At 65.7% G+C, this 17,678-nt stretch carries 12 protein-coding genes; 4 read left to right on the top strand and 8 right to left on the bottom strand.

Features of this window, described 5'->3' with window-relative positions; genetic code table 11:
* From DQG17_RS21235 to DQG17_RS21250, 4 genes are all read right to left on the bottom strand, one after another.
* Complete coding sequence (locus DQG17_RS21235) at positions 1-1,194, bottom strand: Gfo/Idh/MocA family protein (RefSeq protein WP_116135044.1); 1,194 nt, start codon at positions 1,192-1,194, stop codon at positions 1-3.
* Positions 1,191-1,976: a copper homeostasis protein CutC gene (locus DQG17_RS21240; protein ID WP_116135046.1), complete on the bottom strand. Its 786-nt coding sequence runs from the start codon at positions 1,974-1,976 to the stop codon at positions 1,191-1,193. Before DQG17_RS21240 ends, DQG17_RS21235 begins: the two co-directional genes overlap by 4 nt.
* Positions 1,977-2,166: 190 nt before the next feature.
* The gene (locus DQG17_RS21245) at positions 2,167-4,122 is read right to left on the bottom strand and encodes a MacB family efflux pump subunit (protein WP_116135048.1); all 1,956 of its coding nucleotides are present in this window, start codon (positions 4,120-4,122) and stop codon (positions 2,167-2,169) included.
* A 1-nt stretch (position 4,123) separates the two neighbouring features.
* Positions 4,124-5,287 carry an efflux RND transporter periplasmic adaptor subunit gene (locus DQG17_RS21250; RefSeq protein WP_116135050.1) on the bottom strand — a complete coding sequence of 388 codons (1,164 nt, stop codon included), beginning with the start codon at positions 5,285-5,287 and terminating at the stop codon, positions 4,124-4,126.
* Between the two features lie 237 nt (positions 5,288-5,524).
* On the opposite strand from DQG17_RS21250, the gene DQG17_RS21255 reads away from it, so the two are divergent.
* From DQG17_RS21255 to mprF, 4 genes are all read left to right on the top strand, one after another.
* A complete protein-coding gene (locus DQG17_RS21255) occupies positions 5,525-6,511 on the top strand; it encodes an efflux RND transporter periplasmic adaptor subunit (protein ID WP_116135052.1) in 987 nt (328 codons plus the stop codon).
* Complete coding sequence (locus tag DQG17_RS21260) at positions 6,508-9,711, top strand: efflux RND transporter permease subunit (RefSeq protein WP_116135054.1); 3,204 nt, start codon at positions 6,508-6,510, stop codon at positions 9,709-9,711. The genes DQG17_RS21255 and DQG17_RS21260 overlap by 4 nt, the downstream gene beginning before the upstream one ends.
* Positions 9,712-9,829: 118 nt before the next feature.
* A complete protein-coding gene (locus tag DQG17_RS21265; protein ID WP_116135056.1) occupies positions 9,830-10,543 on the top strand; it encodes a DUF1003 domain-containing protein in 714 nt (237 codons plus the stop codon).
* Positions 10,524-13,148 (top strand): bifunctional lysylphosphatidylglycerol flippase/synthetase MprF, encoded by a 2,625-nt coding sequence (gene mprF / locus DQG17_RS21270; protein ID WP_116135058.1) that lies wholly within the window; start codon positions 10,524-10,526, stop codon positions 13,146-13,148. Before DQG17_RS21265 ends, mprF begins: the two co-directional genes overlap by 20 nt.
* Before the next feature lie 60 nt (positions 13,149-13,208).
* Here the strand turns inward: mprF and DQG17_RS21275 are convergent, their stop codons facing one another.
* Genes DQG17_RS21275 through DQG17_RS21290 form a run of 4 tightly spaced genes read right to left on the bottom strand, consistent with a single transcriptional unit; the run spans position 13,209 to position 17,677 of the window.
* Positions 13,209-14,870 (bottom strand): amidohydrolase, encoded by a 1,662-nt coding sequence (locus tag DQG17_RS21275; protein WP_116135060.1) that lies wholly within the window; start codon positions 14,868-14,870, stop codon positions 13,209-13,211.
* A gap of 55 nt (positions 14,871-14,925) precedes the next feature.
* Complete coding sequence (locus DQG17_RS21280; protein ID WP_116135062.1) at positions 14,926-15,948, bottom strand: extracellular solute-binding protein; 1,023 nt, start codon at positions 15,946-15,948, stop codon at positions 14,926-14,928.
* A 36-nt stretch (positions 15,949-15,984) separates the two neighbouring features.
* Positions 15,985-16,785 carry an ABC transporter permease gene (locus DQG17_RS21285; RefSeq protein WP_116135064.1) on the bottom strand — a complete coding sequence of 267 codons (801 nt, stop codon included), beginning with the start codon at positions 16,783-16,785 and terminating at the stop codon, positions 15,985-15,987.
* Entirely contained in the window at positions 16,778-17,677 is a 900-nt protein-coding gene (locus DQG17_RS21290) for an ABC transporter permease (RefSeq protein WP_116135066.1), read from the bottom strand. Before DQG17_RS21290 ends, DQG17_RS21285 begins: the two co-directional genes overlap by 8 nt.
* Position 17,678 lies beyond the last annotated feature (1 nt).

The raw sequence follows: 17,678 nt of genomic DNA on the forward strand, positions 1-17,678 counted from the left end.
TCAGTCCTCCTTGTGCAACCCGTAGCTGTCGAACGTTGCCCACAACTCGGTCATGTCCACGACCGAGCGTGTCACCCGGGCCCGGTCCATGGCAAGAGCCGTGAGGCCCGCCTCGAGCGCGTCGAGCACGGTGACCTTCAGCGGCACGCCGTGATCGATCCAGGCGGCAATGTCCGCGGCCATCATGTCGTCGGCGCCATAGTGATTGGCGCGGGAGGGGCCGACATGGGCGTTTTCCGACAATGTGCGCGCGGTGAAGGCATCCGTCAATTTGAAGGTGTTGCGGATGAAATCGCCCTCGGCCATGCCGCGGGTGCCGATGACGGCAAAGCGGCGGAATTCGTCGGGCACGTTCATGTTGGTATGGAAGGCCATGGTCGAGCCGTCGGCATATTCGACGATGGCGGTCTGGTAGTCGATGATGTCGGCGTCGGATTCGAAGATCGCGTTGCCGCCGCCCCAGCGCGGCGTGAAGGGATAGATCCGTTCGGCGATGTCGGGCTGGATCCGGGTCGCGATCCCCACATAATCGGGCAGTTCGGCGGGGGCATTTTCGGGCGTGAAGCTTTTACGGCCGCCGAAAGAGGCGACGCGAAGCGGCCGGCAGCCGGTGACGCCCTGATAAAGGTCGATGTCGTGGCAGCATTTCTCCAGCATGAAGCCGCCGGAATACTTGGTATAGCGCCGCCAGTCCTGCATGAAGAACGCGCCATGGTAGCCGGCGATGTGTTCGGAGGCCTCGATCGAGACCACCTTGCCAAGCTGGCCCTTGGCCTGCGCCTCTTTCAGCATCACGTAGAGCGGCGAATAGCGCAGCACGAGGCCGATCATGATGCGGCGGTGGCCGCCGTGGTCGCGCATCAGTTCGAGCAGCTCGAAGGTTTCTTCCTCCGAGATCACCACCGGCTTTTCGGCAAATATGTGGGGGACATCGGCAAGGATGGCAGAGCGCAGGTGGCCGATATGCATGTGGTTCGGCGAGCCGATCATCAGCATGTCGAGTTTCTCGACCCGCAGCATCTCGTCCAGATCGTCATAGGCGGTAAGCTGATGGCCAAGCTGGCCTTCCAGATACGCGCGCCCGGCAGGGGTCGGGTCGGCGAAGGCGACAAAGTCGAAATCGGGCTTCGCCTGCTTGAACAGCGATGCCACGTGAGAGATGCGGGAGCCGAGCCCGACAATACCGACTTTCATGCTTCGGTCTTCCTTTTGATGTCGATGGCGGCACGGAGGGCGCGGATGCGGTCCGGGTCGGTTGTGCGGATGCCGCCTGCGGGGGCAAAGCCGAAGGCGGCAAGCGGGCCTGTGGCGGCGGCGGCGGGCGCCGAGCACGAGGCGTGAACCTCGCGGGCGCCGGTTGCGGCCAGCAAGGCGGGGGCGGTTTCGGCCGAGAGGCCGGCGCCGGGAAGGATGGTGATGCGCTCGCCCGCCGCCGCGACCAGCCGTCCGATCAGCGCGGCACCTTCGGCGGCGGTGGCGGCCTGCCCCGATGTCAGTATGCGGTCGAAACCGAAGGCTATGGCCTCGTCGAGCGCGGCGAAGGGATCGGCGGCCAGATCGAAGGCGCGGTGCAGCACCAGTTCCATCCCGGAGGCGGCATCGCGCAGCGGCGCCATGGCCTGCAGGTCGAGCCGGCCCTCACCGGTCAGCGCGCCGATGGCGACTCCGGCAAGGCCCGCGGACCTTGCGGCCGCGATGTCGCCGCGCATCACCTCGATTTCGGCGGCGGAATAGGTGAAATCCCCCGCCCGCGGCCGGATCAGGGCAATAACGGGGCAGGGGAGCCAGGCTGCCGCCTGCATCAGCCCGGGCGAGGGCGTCAGGCCGCCGATTTCAAGCGCCACGCACAGCTCCAGCCGGTCGGCGCCCGCGGTGACGGCGGCGGTGGCATCGTTGGCGCCGCCGACGCAGACCTCGAGCGTGACGGACGCCGCGGCCTGATGCCCCGAGGGAGAGAGCCCTGTCTTCGTGATCATGTCAGCCATTCTGCTCCATGACGGCAGTATGGCGGGGTGTTTTTGTACAAGTAAACAAAAAACTTTAGCGTAGTGAAAATTCAATAGTGCACAGCAAATAAGTGTCTGAGAGGAAACCAAGCGCCGACGCTTTGCGCAGGGTGCGAAAATGCGCGGGCGGGTTTTGGCAGAATCGGGCGCGGCGCCCTGGTCACTCGCGGTTCAGGGCGACGACGGGATCGAGCCGGGCCGCCGAGCGGGCGGGCAGGAAGCCGAAAGCGATGCCGATCAGGCTGGCCGACAGGAAGGCCGCGACGATCGAGGTCAGGGAGAAGTTGAGCCGCACCGTGTCGCCCAGTCCTGCCACGAGCTCGCCGATCCCGAGCGCGCCGACAATGCCGAGCGTGCCGCCGACAAGGCAGACCAGCACCGCCTCGATCAGGAACTGGCGCACGATGTCGGACCGCCGCGCGCCGATGGCGATGCGCACGCCGATCTCGCGCGTGCGTTCGGTGACCGAGACCAGCATGATGTTCATCACCCCGATGCCGCCGACGATCAGCGAGATCACCGCGATCATCGCGACAAGCAGCGTCAGCGTCCGGGTGGTCGAGGTGATCGTCCCGCGGATCGTGTCGGAGTTGATCAGGAAGAAATCCTTCCGCCCGTGCCGCTGAAGCATCAAGGCGGTGATCTCGGCCTGGGCTGTCATCATGTCGGAGCCGTCGGCGATCCGCACGCCTATACTGTCGAGGTGATCCTGCCCCGAGACCCGGGCCATGGCCGTGGCATAGGGGATCCAGACGTTGAGCGAGGACGGCCCGAAGGTTGCGCCAGACGAGCGGACGACCCCGATCACCCTGACCGGCACCCGGCCCAGCAACAGGACCTGGCCAATCGGGTCGATGCCATCGGCAAAGAAGGTGTCGCGCGTGTCCTCGTCGATCACCGCCACCTGTTCGAGCCCCGCCACGTCGCTTGCGTCGAACACGCTGCCCAAGACGGCGACATAGGCGTGGACGTCGAAATAATCGCCGCTGACGCCGTTGATCTGTGCCGTCGCCTCGATATTGCGCCAGATCACCGAGGCCGAGGTCGAGACCGCCGGCGACACGGCGGCGGCATAATCCTGCAGCGCAATCATGGTCGCGTCCGAGGGCAGCAGGGTCTCGATCCGGTTTGCGTCGCGCTGGCCGAAACCGGTGCCGGCGCGCACGGTGATGGTGTTGGTGCCAAGCGAGCTGATGTTTTCCAGCACTTTTTCCTGCGTGCCCGACCCGAGCGCGACCACCAGCACCACCGAAGCGATGCCGATGATGATGCCAAGCATGGTCAGAAAACTGCGAACCCGGTGGGTCAGCATCGCGTTCAGCGCCATGTTGAAGGTGTCGACAAGCCGGCGCAGCGCCGCGCCGGGATGCAGGCCCTTGCCCGAGACAGAATGCGGCGGATCGAGCACGGGGGCGGGTGTTTCGGGCGCGCTTCCGCCGCTGTCCGAGACGACCCTGCCGTCGTGAACCTCGATCACCCGTCGCGCCTGGGACGCGACGGCCGGATCGTGGGTGACCATCACGATGGTGTGGCCGCGGGCGTTGAGATCGCGCAGAAGGTCGATCAGTTCGGCGCCGCTGTGGCTGTCGAGCGCGCCGGTGGGTTCGTCGGCAAGGATCACCTCGCCGCCGTTCATCAGCGCGCGGGCGACCGAGACCCGCTGTTGCTGGCCGCCCGACAACTCGTTTGGCCGGTGGTCGAGCCGGTCGGACAGGCCGAGCCGGCCCAGAAGGTCGGTGGCGCGGCGGCGCCGCTCGCCTCGCGCCTCGCCGGAATAGATCGCGGGCACCTCGACATTGGCGAGTGCGTCAAGGTCGGGCAGCAGTTGATAGCGCTGGAAGATGAAGCCGAAATGTTCGCGCCGCAGCCGGGCGAGTTCGTCGGGCGCCAGCGCCCGCACGTCGCGGCCGCGGAACAGATAGGTTCCGGCATTCGGGCTGTCGAGGCAGCCGAGGATGTTCATCAGCGTCGACTTGCCAGAGCCCGAGGCGCCGATGATCGCGACCATCTCGCCGGGCCAGATGTCGATATCGATATCGCGCAGGACCGTGATGGTTTCGTCGCCGGCCTGATAGCTGCGGGTGATCCCGCGGGCGGAAATCAGCGGTTCGGTCATCTCAGAGCCCCATCGGCGGCCGCATCGGTCTGCCGCTTGTGGCAGGTGCCGCGATGGCCGTGCCGGTCACCACCCGGTCGCCTTCGGACAGGCCCGATCTGACCTCGGCCGTCACCTTGTCGTTCAGCCCGATCTCGACCTTCTGGGTCCGGCGGGTGGCGGTCTCCGGGTCCCAAACCTCGACCGTGGTGCCGCCCGGTCCCTTGCGGAGCGCCGCGGCCGGCACGGTCAGCACGTTTTCCGCCCGGTCGAGCACGATCGAGACCTGGGTCGTCATGCCGATCCTGAGCTTGTGACCGGGGTTATCGACGTCGAGCAGACCGTTGTAATAGATCGCCTCGTCGGAAGAGATCGTGTCGCTGTCCTCGATCTCGGAGGGCGCGGGTTCGATGTCGCGCACCACGGCAGAAAACCGGGTCTCGGGTTCGCCGAGGATCGTGAAGGTCACGTCCTGACCGGGCTGCACATGGACGACGTCGGCCTCGGAAATCTCGGCCTTGACCACCATGCGGTCGAGGTTGGCGATCTTGACGATGGTCGGCGCGTTCTGCACCGCGTTCACGGTCTGGCCGGCCTTGGCCAGTACTGCGACCACCGTGCCGTCGATCGGCGCGGTGATCTTGGTGCGGTCGAGCGCGATCCTTGTGGTCTCGACCGTCACCTCGGCCTTGGATTTCTGGGCCTGCAGCGCATCGCCCTCGGCGCGATAGACCTCGACATCCGCGACGGCCGCCTCGAGGTCTTCGGACGAGGCGTATTTCTGCGCGACGAGTTTCCGTTGCCGCGCCTCGATCAGTTCGGCCTTCTTCAGGCTGGCCTTCTTGGCGGCAATCTGGGCCTCGATATTCGCAAGGTCGGCTTCGGACTGCAGCACGGCGTTGTGCTGGTCCTGGGAATCGATCCGGGCGATCACGTCGCCCGCGGCGACCTGCTGGCCAAGCTCGACGGCCAGCGTCTCGATCTGGCCCGAGACACGGGCGCCGACCGAGACAAGCTGCTGCGCCTCGATCATGCCCGCGGCCAGCACCGTTACCGTCACATCGCCGCGGGCGACGGCCGAGGTGACGGGGACGGGCGGTGTCTGCAGGCCCGAGCGGAGGTGCCAGACCCCGTATCCCGCCCCGACGAGAAGCAGAAGGAAGAGAATTCGCAGGGTGGATTTCATGGGGCGCGGGCTTTCCGGTCAACGGGGACGTAGAGTCGTACTACGCAGGAATTCAATGTTTCCGTCGCGTCCCCCGTTTCGTCCCTTAGTGGCCGTGGCGCGACCCTTCGGCGCGGGACCCGACTTTGGCTTGCATTACATATGGTTTTGTGAATATGGAGCGGATGTTGTCCTGCTGCCGACGCGCGGCGTCTCAGCGGCAGGGCCCGGGTCAACAGAACCCGTGGAGATTGTGGAATGATATCTGAACGTTCCAGGCCTGCCGTTGTCGGGCTTGCGGGTCTTGTCTCGGTTTTACTGGCCATCGCTGCGCCTCTGGTGGCGGAGACGCTGACCCTGGCGCCGACCGAGGTAACCGCGTGGAAGGCCGTTTATGGTCGGGTGCAGGCCAAGGACACGGTGCCGGCCCGGGCGCGGATTGGCGGGGTTCTTGTCGATCTTGCGGTCAGAGAGGGCGAAAGCGTGACCGAGGGCCAGCACATCGCGACGGTGCAGGACGAGAAGCTCGCGTTCGAGATTGCAGCGCTCGACGCCCAGATGCGGGCGATCCAGGCGCAGCTCGACACCGCCCAGACCGAATTGCAGCGCGGCCAGTCGCTGGTCGCACGCGGTGTCGTCACCAGCCAGCGGCTCGACGAGCTTCGCACCGACGTGGACGTGTCCACCAATGACCTTGCCTCGACCAAGGCGCAGCGCGAGGTGGTGGTGCAGAGGAGTTCCGAAGGCGAGGTACTGGCGCCGGGCGACGGGCGGGTGCTGAACGTGCCGGTGACCCGTGGCGCGGTGGTGCTGGCCGGCGAGACCGTGGCAACCATCGGCGGCGGCGGGTTCTTCCTGCGCATCGCCCTGCCCGAACGACATGCCGAGGCGCTGCGCGAGGGAGCCGAGATCCACATCAACGCGAATGGCGCGGAATCGACCGGAACCATCGTCAAGCTTTACCCCGAGATCGAGGAAGGCCGGGCGATTGCCGATGTCGCGGTCGACAACCTTGCCACCGATTTCGTCGGGCTGCGGGTGCTGGTGCAGGTGCCGGTTGGAACCCGCGAGGCGCTGATCGTGCCGCGCCGCGCCCTTGCGACCCGCTCCGGGCTCGATTTCATCACCATCCTGCAGAATGGCAAGCCGGTCGAGCGAACGGTGATCGTGGCCGATGTGCCCGACCCCGACCAGATCGAGGTGTTGACCGGCCTGGTGCCGGGCGATGAGGTCGTCTTGCCGTGAGCACACCCTCGACGCCGCCGAAGCTTGGCATTGCCGGGGCGCTGACCCGCAGCTTCATCACCTCGCCGCTGACGCCCTTGTTCCTGCTGGCGGCCTTCGTCTTCGGCCTTCTCGCGCTGGTCTCGCTGCCGCGCGAGGAGGAGCCGCAGATCTCGGTGCCGATGGTCGACATTCTGGTCGATGCCTCGGGGCTGAGGGCCGAGGATGCGGTAAAGCTCATCACCGAACCGCTTGAGACCATCGTCAAGGGCATCGACGGGGTCGAGCACGTCTATTCCGAGACCCGGGACGACGAGGTGATGGTGACGGCGCGCTTTGTCGTCGGCACCTCGGCCGATTCGGCGGTGTTGCGGGTGCACGACAAGGTGCGCGCCAACCTCGACCGGATCCCGCTTGGCATTCCCGAGCCGCTGATCGTCGGCCGCGGCATCGACGACGTGGCGATATTGGCGCTGACGCTGTCGCCGCGGCCCGATGCCGCCGACCGGATCACCCCGAACGACCTGACCCGGATCGCGCGCCAATTGCGCACCGAGGTCGCCAAGATTGACGACGTGGGCCTGACCTATCTGGTGGGCGAGACCGGCGAGATGATCCGGGTCGCGCCCGATCCGGCCAGGCTTGCGCTGTACGGCGTGACGCTGCAGCAGCTTGCGGCCAAGGTCTCGGGCGCCAACAACACCTTCCCCGCGGGCAAGGTGCGGGACGCGGGTCAGCAGATCTCGCTGATCGCGGGCGAGACCCTGCGCACGCCCGAAGAGATCGGCAACCTGCTGGTCACAACCCGTGACGGCCGCCCGGTCTATGTCCGCGATGTCGCCAGTGTGGATTTCGGGGTCGAGGAAGGCGAGTCGCTGGTCGCCTCGGTCTCTGCAGCCGATGACGGGGTCGAACGGGCGCCCGCCGTGACGCTGGCAATTGCCAAGCGGGCAGGGTCGAACGCGGTGATCGTGGCCGAACAGATCCTGCACCGGGTCGAGGGGCTGAAGGGCAGCCTGATCCCCGACGAGGTGATGGTCGATGTCACCCGCGACTATGGCGAGACCGCGAACGAAAAGGCCAACGAGCTGCTCTACCACCTCGGTCTGGCCACCGTGTCGATCATCGCGCTGGTGGTGATGGCAATCGGCTGGCGCGAGGGGATCGTGGTTGCGGTCGTGATCCCGATGACGATCCTGCTGACGCTTTTTGCGTCCTGGCTCATGGGCTACACGCTCAACCGCGTGTCGCTGTTCGCGCTGATCTTCTCGATCGGGATCCTGGTCGACGACGCCATCGTGGTGATCGAGAATATCGCCCGGCACTGGGCGATGGGCGACGACCGCTCGCGCCGGCTGGCGGCAATCGAGGCGGTGGCCGAGGTCGGGAACCCGACCATCGTCGCCACGCTGACCGTTGTCGCGGCCTTGCTGCCGATGCTGTTCGTTTCGGGGCTGATGGGCCCCTACATGAGCCCGATCCCGGCGAATGCCAGTGCTGCAATGATCTTTTCGTTCTTCGTCGCCGTCACGGTCACGCCCTGGCTGATGCTGAAGGTGGCGGGGCGCGCGCCGACCAAATCGCACGAACAGTCCCAGGGCGGGGCGCTGGGGCGGGTCTATGCCGCCGTCGCCCGGCCGATCCTGAAGACCAAGGCGCGCAGCTGGCTGTTGCTGGCCGTGGTGATCCTGATGACGGTCGGCTCGACCTTTGCCTTCTACACCAAGCATGTCACGGTAAAGCTTCTGCCCTTCGACAACAAATCCGAGCTGTCGGTGGACATCAACCTGCCCGAGGGCAGCGCGCTTGAAACCACCGACGCGCTGGCGCAGGACATTGCCCGCATCGTGCTGGAACTGCCCGAGGTGCGCTCGGTGCAGACCCATGCCGGCACCGCGGCGCCCTTCAACTTCAACGGGCTCGTTCGCCATTCCTATCTGCGCGAAAAGCCCGAGATGGGCGATGTCGCGATCAACCTGCTGCCGAAGGGCGAGCGGGACCGCGCGAGCCACGACATCGCTCTCGATATCCGGCAGCGGATTGCCGCGCTCGATGTCCCGGCGGGCACCAGCCTGAAGGTCGTCGAACCGCCCCCCGGGCCGCCGGTTCTGGCCACGCTGCTGGCCGAGATCTATGGCCCCGACCCCGAAACCCGACGCGCTGTGTCCGAAAAGGTCGAGGCCGCGTTCCGGTCGATTCCCTTCGTGGTCGATGTCGACAATTCGCACGGGCAGTCCGCGCGCCGGCTGCGGATGAGCATTTCCACAGACGACACCGAATTCTTCAAGGTCCAGGAAAGCGACATCTTCGATACGATCTCGATCCTGAACGGCGGTCAGACCGTGGGCTATTCGCACCGCGGCGGCGGACGCGACCCGATTCCGATCCGGATCGAACGGCCGGCGGGCGAACGGGTGATGGACGAGGATTTCCTGACCACGCCGATCCCCGCCGACGTGATCCCGGGCGACACCGGGGTGGTTGAACTCGGCGATGTGGTGCGCGTGACCGAGGAGCCGTCGTCCTATCTGATCTTCCGCCACAACGGATTGCCGACCGAGATGGTGACAGCCGAGCTTGCCGGCCAGTTCGAGGCGCCGCTTTACGGGATGTTCGCGGTGCGCGACGCGATCGACGCGCAGGACTGGACCGGTCTGCCCAAACCCACGATCCGGATGCACGGCCAGCCCGAGGACGAAAGTGCCACGACGCTGCTGTGGGACGGCGAATGGGAAGTCACCTGGGTTACCTTCCGCGACATGGGGGCCGCGTTCGGCGTGGCGCTGCTGGGCATTTATATCCTGGTGGTGGCGCAGTTCGGATCCTACAGGCTGCCGCTGGTGATCCTGACCCCGGTGCCGCTGACCCTGATCGGGATCGTGTTCGGCCACTGGCTGTTCCATGCCCCCTTCACGGCGACCTCGATGATCGGCTTCATCGCGCTTGCCGGCATCATCGTGCGCAACTCGATCCTGCTCGTCGATTTCATCCGTCACGGCGGCGCCCCGGGGCAACCGCTGACCGAGGTGCTGCTCGAGGCCGGCTCGATCCGGTTCAAGCCGATCCTGCTGACGGCGCTGGCGGCGATGATCGGCGCGGCGGTGATCCTGACCGACCCGATCTTTCAGGGGCTCGCGATCTCGCTGCTGTTCGGGCTGGCGTCCTCGACGCTGCTGACGGTGCTGGTGATCCCGGCGATCTATCGCGTGCTCAAGACCTGAGGACACCGCCAGACCGCACAGGATGCCGGGCTGCGTCCCGGCGTCCCGCACCGGCATATTTTCCTGCCCGTCGCCCTTCCCCTATGTTAGGGCTGACCGCTCAACGGGAACCGGCGCGATGACCCATTCAACGAAACCTGTCAGGCCCTGCCACGTCTGCGGCAAGAGCTTTCCCGAACTCCGGCTTCGGCCCTGGATCTCGGTCCGGCCGGGCGTTGCGCGGCTGATCGAGGCGGCGCATCCGGGCTGGGGCGACGGCCAGTTCATCTGCCTGCCCGATCTGGCCCGATACCGCCGATCCTATGTCGAGAGTCTTCTGGAGGAGGAGAAGGGCGAGCTTGGCGCGCTCGACCGGCAGGTGATCGAGGCGATGGAGAACCAGCAGACCGTTTCGCGCAACCCCGAGGAGGAGGCGCTGGAACACGCGACCTTCGGCGAGCGGGTCTCGGACCGGGTGGCGAGTTTCGGCGGAAGCTGGGCGTTCATCCTGAGCTTCATGGCGATCCTGTTCCTGTGGATCTCGGTCAATGTGCTGGGCCTTCTGTCCCGGCCCTTCGATCCCTATCCCTTCATCCTGCTCAACCTCGTGCTGTCAACGATTGCCGCCTTCCAGGCACCGGTCATCATGATGAGCCAGAAGCGGCAGGAGCAGAAGGACCGGCTGCGGGCCGAGAACGACTATCGGGTCAACCTCAAGGCCGAACTGGAAATCCGCCAGCTTCACGAGAAGATAGACCACCAACTGGCGCGGCAATGGGAGAAACTTGCCGAGATGCAGCAGATCCAGATCGACCTGATCGAGGAGGGGATGAATGGCCGACGTGGAAGCTGACGAGACCGAAGCGCCGCGTCTGCGCCGCTGGCTCGGGATCTTCGAGTACCCGGTGGTGCGCACGGTGGTGCCGCTGGCGCTGGTCGGGCTGGCGATCTTCGTGCTGCACGAGTTGCTGCGCGAGGTCAGCTGGGCCGAACTGCGGACCGATCTGGTCTCGGCCAGGCCCTCGGCGGTTCTGGCGTCCATCGCCTATACGGCGGTCAGCTTTGCCGCATTGTCGCTTTATGACGTCTTCGCGGTGCGCAGCGTCGCACCGGGGCAGGTGCCGCCGAAGGTCGCGGCAGCCGCGGGAGCCGCGGGCTATGCGATCTCGAATCTGATCGGGTTTTCCTATGTCACCGGCACCGCGATCCGGTTCCGGGTCTATTCCGGGCTGGGGCTCGACGTTGCCCAGATCGCGCTGCTGCTCGCGATCTCGTGGAGCGCGTTCTGGATGGGGCTGGTGCTGGTCACCGGCGGGCTGCTGGTGTTTCACCCCGTCGGCATCTCGACCGTGCTGCCGATCCCCGAGACGGTCGAGACCGCGGTCGGGATCGCGATGCTGGCGGGGCTGGCGGGGTTCTTCCTGTGGCTCTGGCGCGGTCGCAACGTGGTCAGCATCCTCGGGCTGCGGTTGCAGGCGCCGCGGATCGGCGAGGCGCTGGGGCTGACCTCTGCCGCCGTTGCCGACCTGATCGCGTCGTCGCTGGCGCTTTACGTTCTGATGCCGGCGGACCTTGCCACCGGGTTTCCCTATTTCTTCATCGTCTATGTGGCAGCGATCGCGCTTGGCGTGCTCAGCCACGCGCCGGGCGGCATCGGGGTTTTCGAGGCGACGATGATCGCAGCCCTTGGCGCGGCGGGGCGGACCGACGTGCTGGCGGCGCTGCTGCTCTATCGTGCGATCTATTACGGGCTGCCGTTCATGGTCGCGACCACAGGCCTTGCCCTGACCGAGGTGCATCTGCGGCGCCACCGGATCGGGCCGGCGGCGCGGCGGGTCTATGGCATCCTGCGGCCTCTGGTGCCGATGCTGGCGGCGGCCCTTGCGCTGATCTCGGGCACGCTCCTGCTGTTGTCGGGGAACCTGCCGGCGGTCGGCGGGCGCCTCGACGTGCTGCAGGATCTTCTGCCGCTGCCATTGGTCGAGGTCTCGCATCTGGTCGGCAGCGTCGTCGGCGTCCTGCTGCTGATCGTGGCGCGCGGGCTGTTCCGGCGGCTCTATCGCGCCTGGCTCGCCGCGATGGTGCTGCTGGCAATCGGTTTTGCCGCCTCGCTGATCAAGGGCATCGATGTCGAGGAAGCGGTCGCGATCCTCGTTGCCGCGGGCCTTCTGTGGCTGTTCCGGGGCGCGTTCTATCGGGTCGAGGGCGCGGCCCCGATGCGCCTGAACCTTGGCTGGTTCATCAGCGTGGTGGCGCTGTTTGCGGCGCTGACATGGATCGGATTTCTGGCCTATCGGCACGTCGATTACCGCGATGCGCTGTGGTGGAAGGTGTCGTGGTCGGGCGACGCCAGCCGGTTCCTGCGCGCCAGCCTTGCCGGGTCGGTGGTGTTGGCAGCGCTGGCGCTGAACTCGCTGCTCGGTGCCCGCGGGCGGGTTCACCGGCCCGGGCCGATCCCGCCCGAAGTGCATCGGCTGCTGGCCGACGCGCATGACAGCGAGGCGAACCTCGCGCTGCTGGGCGACAAGTGCTTCCTGTTCGACCCCGAGCACCGCGCCTTCCTGAGCTTTGCCGATACCGGCGCCTCGCTGATCGCCAAGGGCGATCCGGTGGGCGAGGAGGCGGCCGGGCGGCAGGTGCTGTGGCAGTTCCGCGAGATGGCCGACCTTGAGGGCAAGCGGCCGGTGTTCTATGCCGTTTCGTCCAAATACCTGCCGACCTTCCTCGACATGGGGCTGACGGTCCTGAAGTTCGGCGAGGTGGCGCGGGTCAACCTGACCAGCTTCACCATCGACACCAAGAAGATGAAGGATTTCCGTCAGGCGAAGAACCGCGCCAAGCGCGAGGGCCTGAGCGTCGAGATCGTGCCGGCGGCCGAGGTGGCGGCGATCTTCCCCGATCTGAAACGGGTGTCGGATGCCTGGCTGACCCACAAGCAGGGGCGCGAGAAAAGCTTTGCGCTTGGCGCCTGCACCAAGGACTTCCTGGTCAATTTCGACCATGCGGTGCTGCGTTTGCCGCCGGTCGACGGGGCGCCGGGGCAGATCGTTGCCTTTGCCAACATCCTGCGCGGCGGCACCGACGAGCTGTCCGTCGATCTCATGCGCTATGACCCGGCGGGGCCGAAATATGCCATGGACGCGCTGTTCGCCGAGCTGATGCTCTGGGGGCAGGCGCAGGGGTTCGCCTGGTTCAACCTTGGGGCCGCACCCTTCGCCGGGGTCGAGACCCATGCGCTGGCCTCGTTCTGGCACCGGCTGGGCGGCTTTGCCTTCGAGCATGGCGAACGGCTCTATCACTTCGAGGGGCTGCGCAGCTTCAAGGAAAAGTTCGAGCCGGTCTGGTCGCCCAATTATATCGTCAGCCAGGGCGGGCTGGCGGTGGCGCGGGCCTTTGTCGACGTGAACCAGCTGATATCCGGCGGCGTCAAGGGTCTGGTCCAGAAGAAGAAATCCTGACACCCGCGCCGCCTTCGGCCCCCCGGCACCTTCGGGGCGCCGGGGGTATCTGATCGGTGCTCAGGCCTCCCAGGTCACGGTGCCGCCGCAGATCGTCATCTGCGCCGAGGCTGTGGTCAGATCCTCGGGTGCCAGCGCCTCCAGATCGTGGGACATGACCGCGATGTCGGCCATCATGCCGGGGCAGAGCCGGCCCTTGCGGGATTCGTTGAACTCGACCCAGGCATTGTCGGCAGTATAGCTGCGCAGCGTGTCCATCAGGCTTTGCCGCTGGTCGCGCCAGGGCGCGGGCATCGGGCTTGGCGCGACGGCGGACTTGACCGTTTCCATGACATCGACCGGGATCACCGGCCAGTCGGTCGAAAAGATGACCGGCACGCCGCTGTCGCGGATGGTCTGCCAGGCATAGGCCATCGGGATCTGGTGGTCGTGCAGCACGCGATTGACGCCATCGGTCGGGAAATACGCCCCGAAGGGCGCGTGTCCCGGCTGGATCGAGGCGACGACGCCGAGTTCGGTAAAGCGGGGCAGATCGTCGGGGTGCAGCGTCTCGATATGTTCGATCCGGTGGCGGCTGTCGCGCGGACCATTGGCGTCGCGGGCGGCGGCAAACCCGTCGAGCGTGCGGCGCACCGCCAGATCGCCGATTGCGTGGACCGAGATCTGCATTCCCATGGCATCGGCGCGGACGCAGGCGGCATTGAAGTGCTCGGGCTCGAACACCGCGTCGCCGATGTGGTCGGTGCCGGGGTAGGGTTGAAGCATCAGCGCCGTGCGGCTTTCCACGACCCCGTCCATGAACATCTTGAGCCGGTTGCACCACAGCCGGTCGCTGCGGAACCGCTGGCGCATCTCCTCGGCCTCGGCCAGCCTCTCGACCGGGTCATAGCCTTTCAGGTGGAACGGGACCTCGATGCGGCAGAGCAGCTTGCCCTCGGCCTCAAGCTCGGCCAGCAGTTCGAGGGTATAGATATTGCCGTCCATGTTGTGCAGCCCGGTGATGCCCTGGCGCGCGCAATGCTGCAGGCCGCGGGCAAGGGCGGCGCGGTCCATGGCGCGCTGAGCGGACGTTGCCGGCGGCACCGGATCGGCGCCGGTCAGCATCCCCATCATGTCGCGGCCGCCATAGCGCGTCAGCCGCAGGACCGGGCCAAAGGCGCCGGCCTCGCGCAACTCGCCCGCCGCTGTGCCATCGGCGGCCATCTCGATCTCGGACCCCATGTCGACCTCGGCGCCATGCAAGAGCCCGGCAAGTTCCAGCGCCGCGGTATTGGCCCAGATCGTGTGATGGTCGGGCGCGACCATGGCAAAGGGCCGGTCGGGGACGACGCGGTCCAGATCCTGCCGTGTGGTCATGTGGCCGGGACCGAGGATGTCATAGCCCGCCATCACCGCGAAAACGACCGCGTCGTCGGGGCAGGCCGCGACCCAGGGGCGAACCGCGTTTTCGAGCGCCTCGAACCCGTGGACCCCATAGAGGCTCAGCATGTCGAGCTCGGCCGAGCCGCCGAACAGGTGCACATGGCTGTCGATGAACCCGGGCAGCACCGTCGCGCCCATGGCATCGACGATCCGCGTGCCGGGTCCGGCAAGGGCGCGGATCTCGGCGGTGTCGCCCACGGCGGCGATGACCCCGCCCGCGATCGCCAGCGCGGTGGCAAAGGGGCGGGCCGGATCGAATGTAATCAGACGGCCGTTCAGAATCACGATGTCGGGGGTCATTTCAGTCTCCGGGCAGAAAAATGGCGCGTCCCGGCCGGGACGCGCCGTGTCAACGTCACTTCTGAAGTTCGGTCCAGATCGCGGTATAGATCTTTTGCGCCTCGGGCGAGCAGGTCTTGCCCATGCGCGCCGCCCCCTTCAATTCGTCGGGGATGATCACCTCGGGCGCCGAGGCCATCTCGGGGTCGAGGAATTGCTCGGAGCCCTTGATGCCGTTGGCATAGCGGGCAAAGTTCGACAGCATCGCCGCGTTCTCGGGATCCATGATGAAGTTCAGGAACAGTTTGGCATTGTCGACGTTTTTGGCGTCGGCGAGGATCGCGGCATTGTCCATCCAGATGCCGTATCCCGTCTGCGGATAGCCATAGGCGATATCGGGGTTCTGCAGCCGCGCCCGCATGCTGGAACCGTTCCAGTCGACGCCGGCGGCAATGTCGCCCTTGGCGTATTTCTCGATGCTGCCGTAATCCATCGACAGCCAGTACTGCTTGGCCTCGACCAGCTTGTCGCGGACCTTCTTCAGCACTTCCTTGTCGGTCGTGCATTGCTCGCCGCCGAGATAGTAGATGGTCAGCGGCATGACGTCGGCCATCTCGGGGATGACGTTGATCTTGCCCTTCAGCTCGTCGGGCGGATCGAGGAAGATCGCGGCAGTGTTGATGTCGCCGCCATAGACCGAGGTGTTGACCGTCATGCCGACGGTGCCCCACAGCCACGGCACGGTGTAATGCCGGCCCGGATCGAATTCGACATCGACCCATGCGGGATCCATGTTCTTGAAGTTCTCCATCTCGTCGGGGCGCGATTCCATCAGCAGCCCTTCCTGCAGATAGATCGGAAGGAAGGTCCCCGAGGGCACGACGATATCGAAGCCGTGGCCGCCGGCCTTGAGCTTGGCCAGCGCGGTATCGTTGCTGTCATAGTCGGTAATCGTGACCTTGACGTCGAATTGCTTCTCGAACTTCGCGATCATCTCGGGGCTGGTGTAGTTGCCCCAGTTGAAGATGTTCAGTTCGCCCTCCGCGAGGGCGGGCGACGCAGCGGCAAGGGTTGCCAGGGCCGTCAGTATCAAGCGCATTGGGGGGTATCCTCACTGTTGTTTATACTGGGTCGTCTATTTTCGGTTTCGGCTGAGAAAGTAGAAGGCCAGAACGATCACGACCGAGATCGCCAGCAGGGCGGTCGAGATCGCGTTGATCTCGGGCGTGATGTTGCGTCTGAACTGGCCCAGCAGATAGGTCGGCAGGGTCTCTTGCCCGGCCGACTTGATGAATTCGGTGATCACCACATCGTCGAGCGAGATCACGAAGGCCAGCATCGCGCCCGACAGAACGCCGGGCCAGAGCTGGGGCAGGGTGACATAGCGGAACACCCGCCACGGCGTTGCATAGAGGTCCATTGCCGCCTGTTCGAGCCCGAGGTCCATCCCCTGCAGCCGCGCCCGGATCGGCATGTAGGCAAAGGGGATGCAGAAGGCGGTGTGGGCAATGATCAGATAGCCGAGCCCGGTATAGCCGGTCTGGACCTTGATCACGGCAAAGAAGATCAGCAGCGCCACGGCGGTCACGATCTCGGGCACCATCAGCGGCTGGTTGATCATCGCGAAGACGGCGGAATAGCCCCGGAACCTGCCCTTGCGGGTGGTGGCAAGGGCCGCGAGCACCGCGCAGGCGGTCGCGATGACCGAGGCCGAGGTCGCGAGGATCAGCGAACGCACCGTCGCTTCCTGCACCTGCTGGTTCTGCCAGGCGCTGACGTACCAGCGCCAGGACAGCCCCTCCCAGGTCGCGATCGAACTGCCGGCGTTGAAGGAATAGATCACCAGCAGGATGATCGGCAGATAGAGCGCCAGAAAGCAGATCGTGGCGAGCGTGACAAAGCCGGGTTGGCGGCGAACATCGAAACCTCTAGCCATGGTGGCTGTCCTCCTCGCCCGCGGTGCGGACATAGAACAACAGCGCCACGGTCACGATCACCAGCAGCGTCAGCGACAGCGCGGCGCCAAGCGGCCAGTTGCGTCCCTGTCCGAACTGCAGCTCGATCAGATTGCCGATCATCAGATCGGTGCCGCCGCCCAGCACCCGCGGCGTGACATAGGCGCCAAGCGAGGGCACGAAAACGAGGATCGATCCGGCGATGACCCCGGGTTTCACCAGCGGCAGGATCACCCGCCGCAGCACCTGCCAGCGGGTGGCATAAAGGTCGTATCCCGCCTCGACCAGGTTGAAGTCCATCCGCTCCATCGAGGCATAGATCGGCAGCACCATCAGCGGCAGATAGACATAGGTCATGCCGAGCAGGATGGCGAATTCGGTGAACAGCATCTGGATCGGTTCATGGATGATCCCGAGCCGCATCAGCAGCGTGTTGATCGTGCCCTCGTTGCGGATCAGCTCCATCACCGCGAAGGTGCGGATCAGCAGGTTGGTCCAGAACGGAATCATGATCAAAAGCATCCACAGATCGCGTTTTGCCCGCGGCCGGGTCGCGATGAAATAGGCGGTCGGGAAGCCGAAGATGAAGGTGAGGATCGTGGTCAGGACCGACAGCTTGATCGATCGCCAGAAGATCGACAGGTGGGCATCGGCGAAGGTCACCTGATCGGTAAAGAAATCGCGGTTGAAAAGAACGTTGAACCAGCCGTCGAGCGAGAATTTCCACACCACCCCGCCGTAATCGCCCGGGGTCAGGAAGGAATAGATCAGCACGATGATCAGCGGACCCGAGGCTGCGAACAGCAGCACCACCAGGGTCGGGGTCAGCAGCAACCAGCGGTTGCGGGTTTCGCGGCGTGCGGGGTCTGGCATG

Origin of the sequence: Tropicimonas sp. IMCC34043, assembly GCF_003390845.1 — a bacterium.
Lineage (GTDB): Bacteria > Pseudomonadota > Alphaproteobacteria > Rhodobacterales > Rhodobacteraceae > Tropicimonas.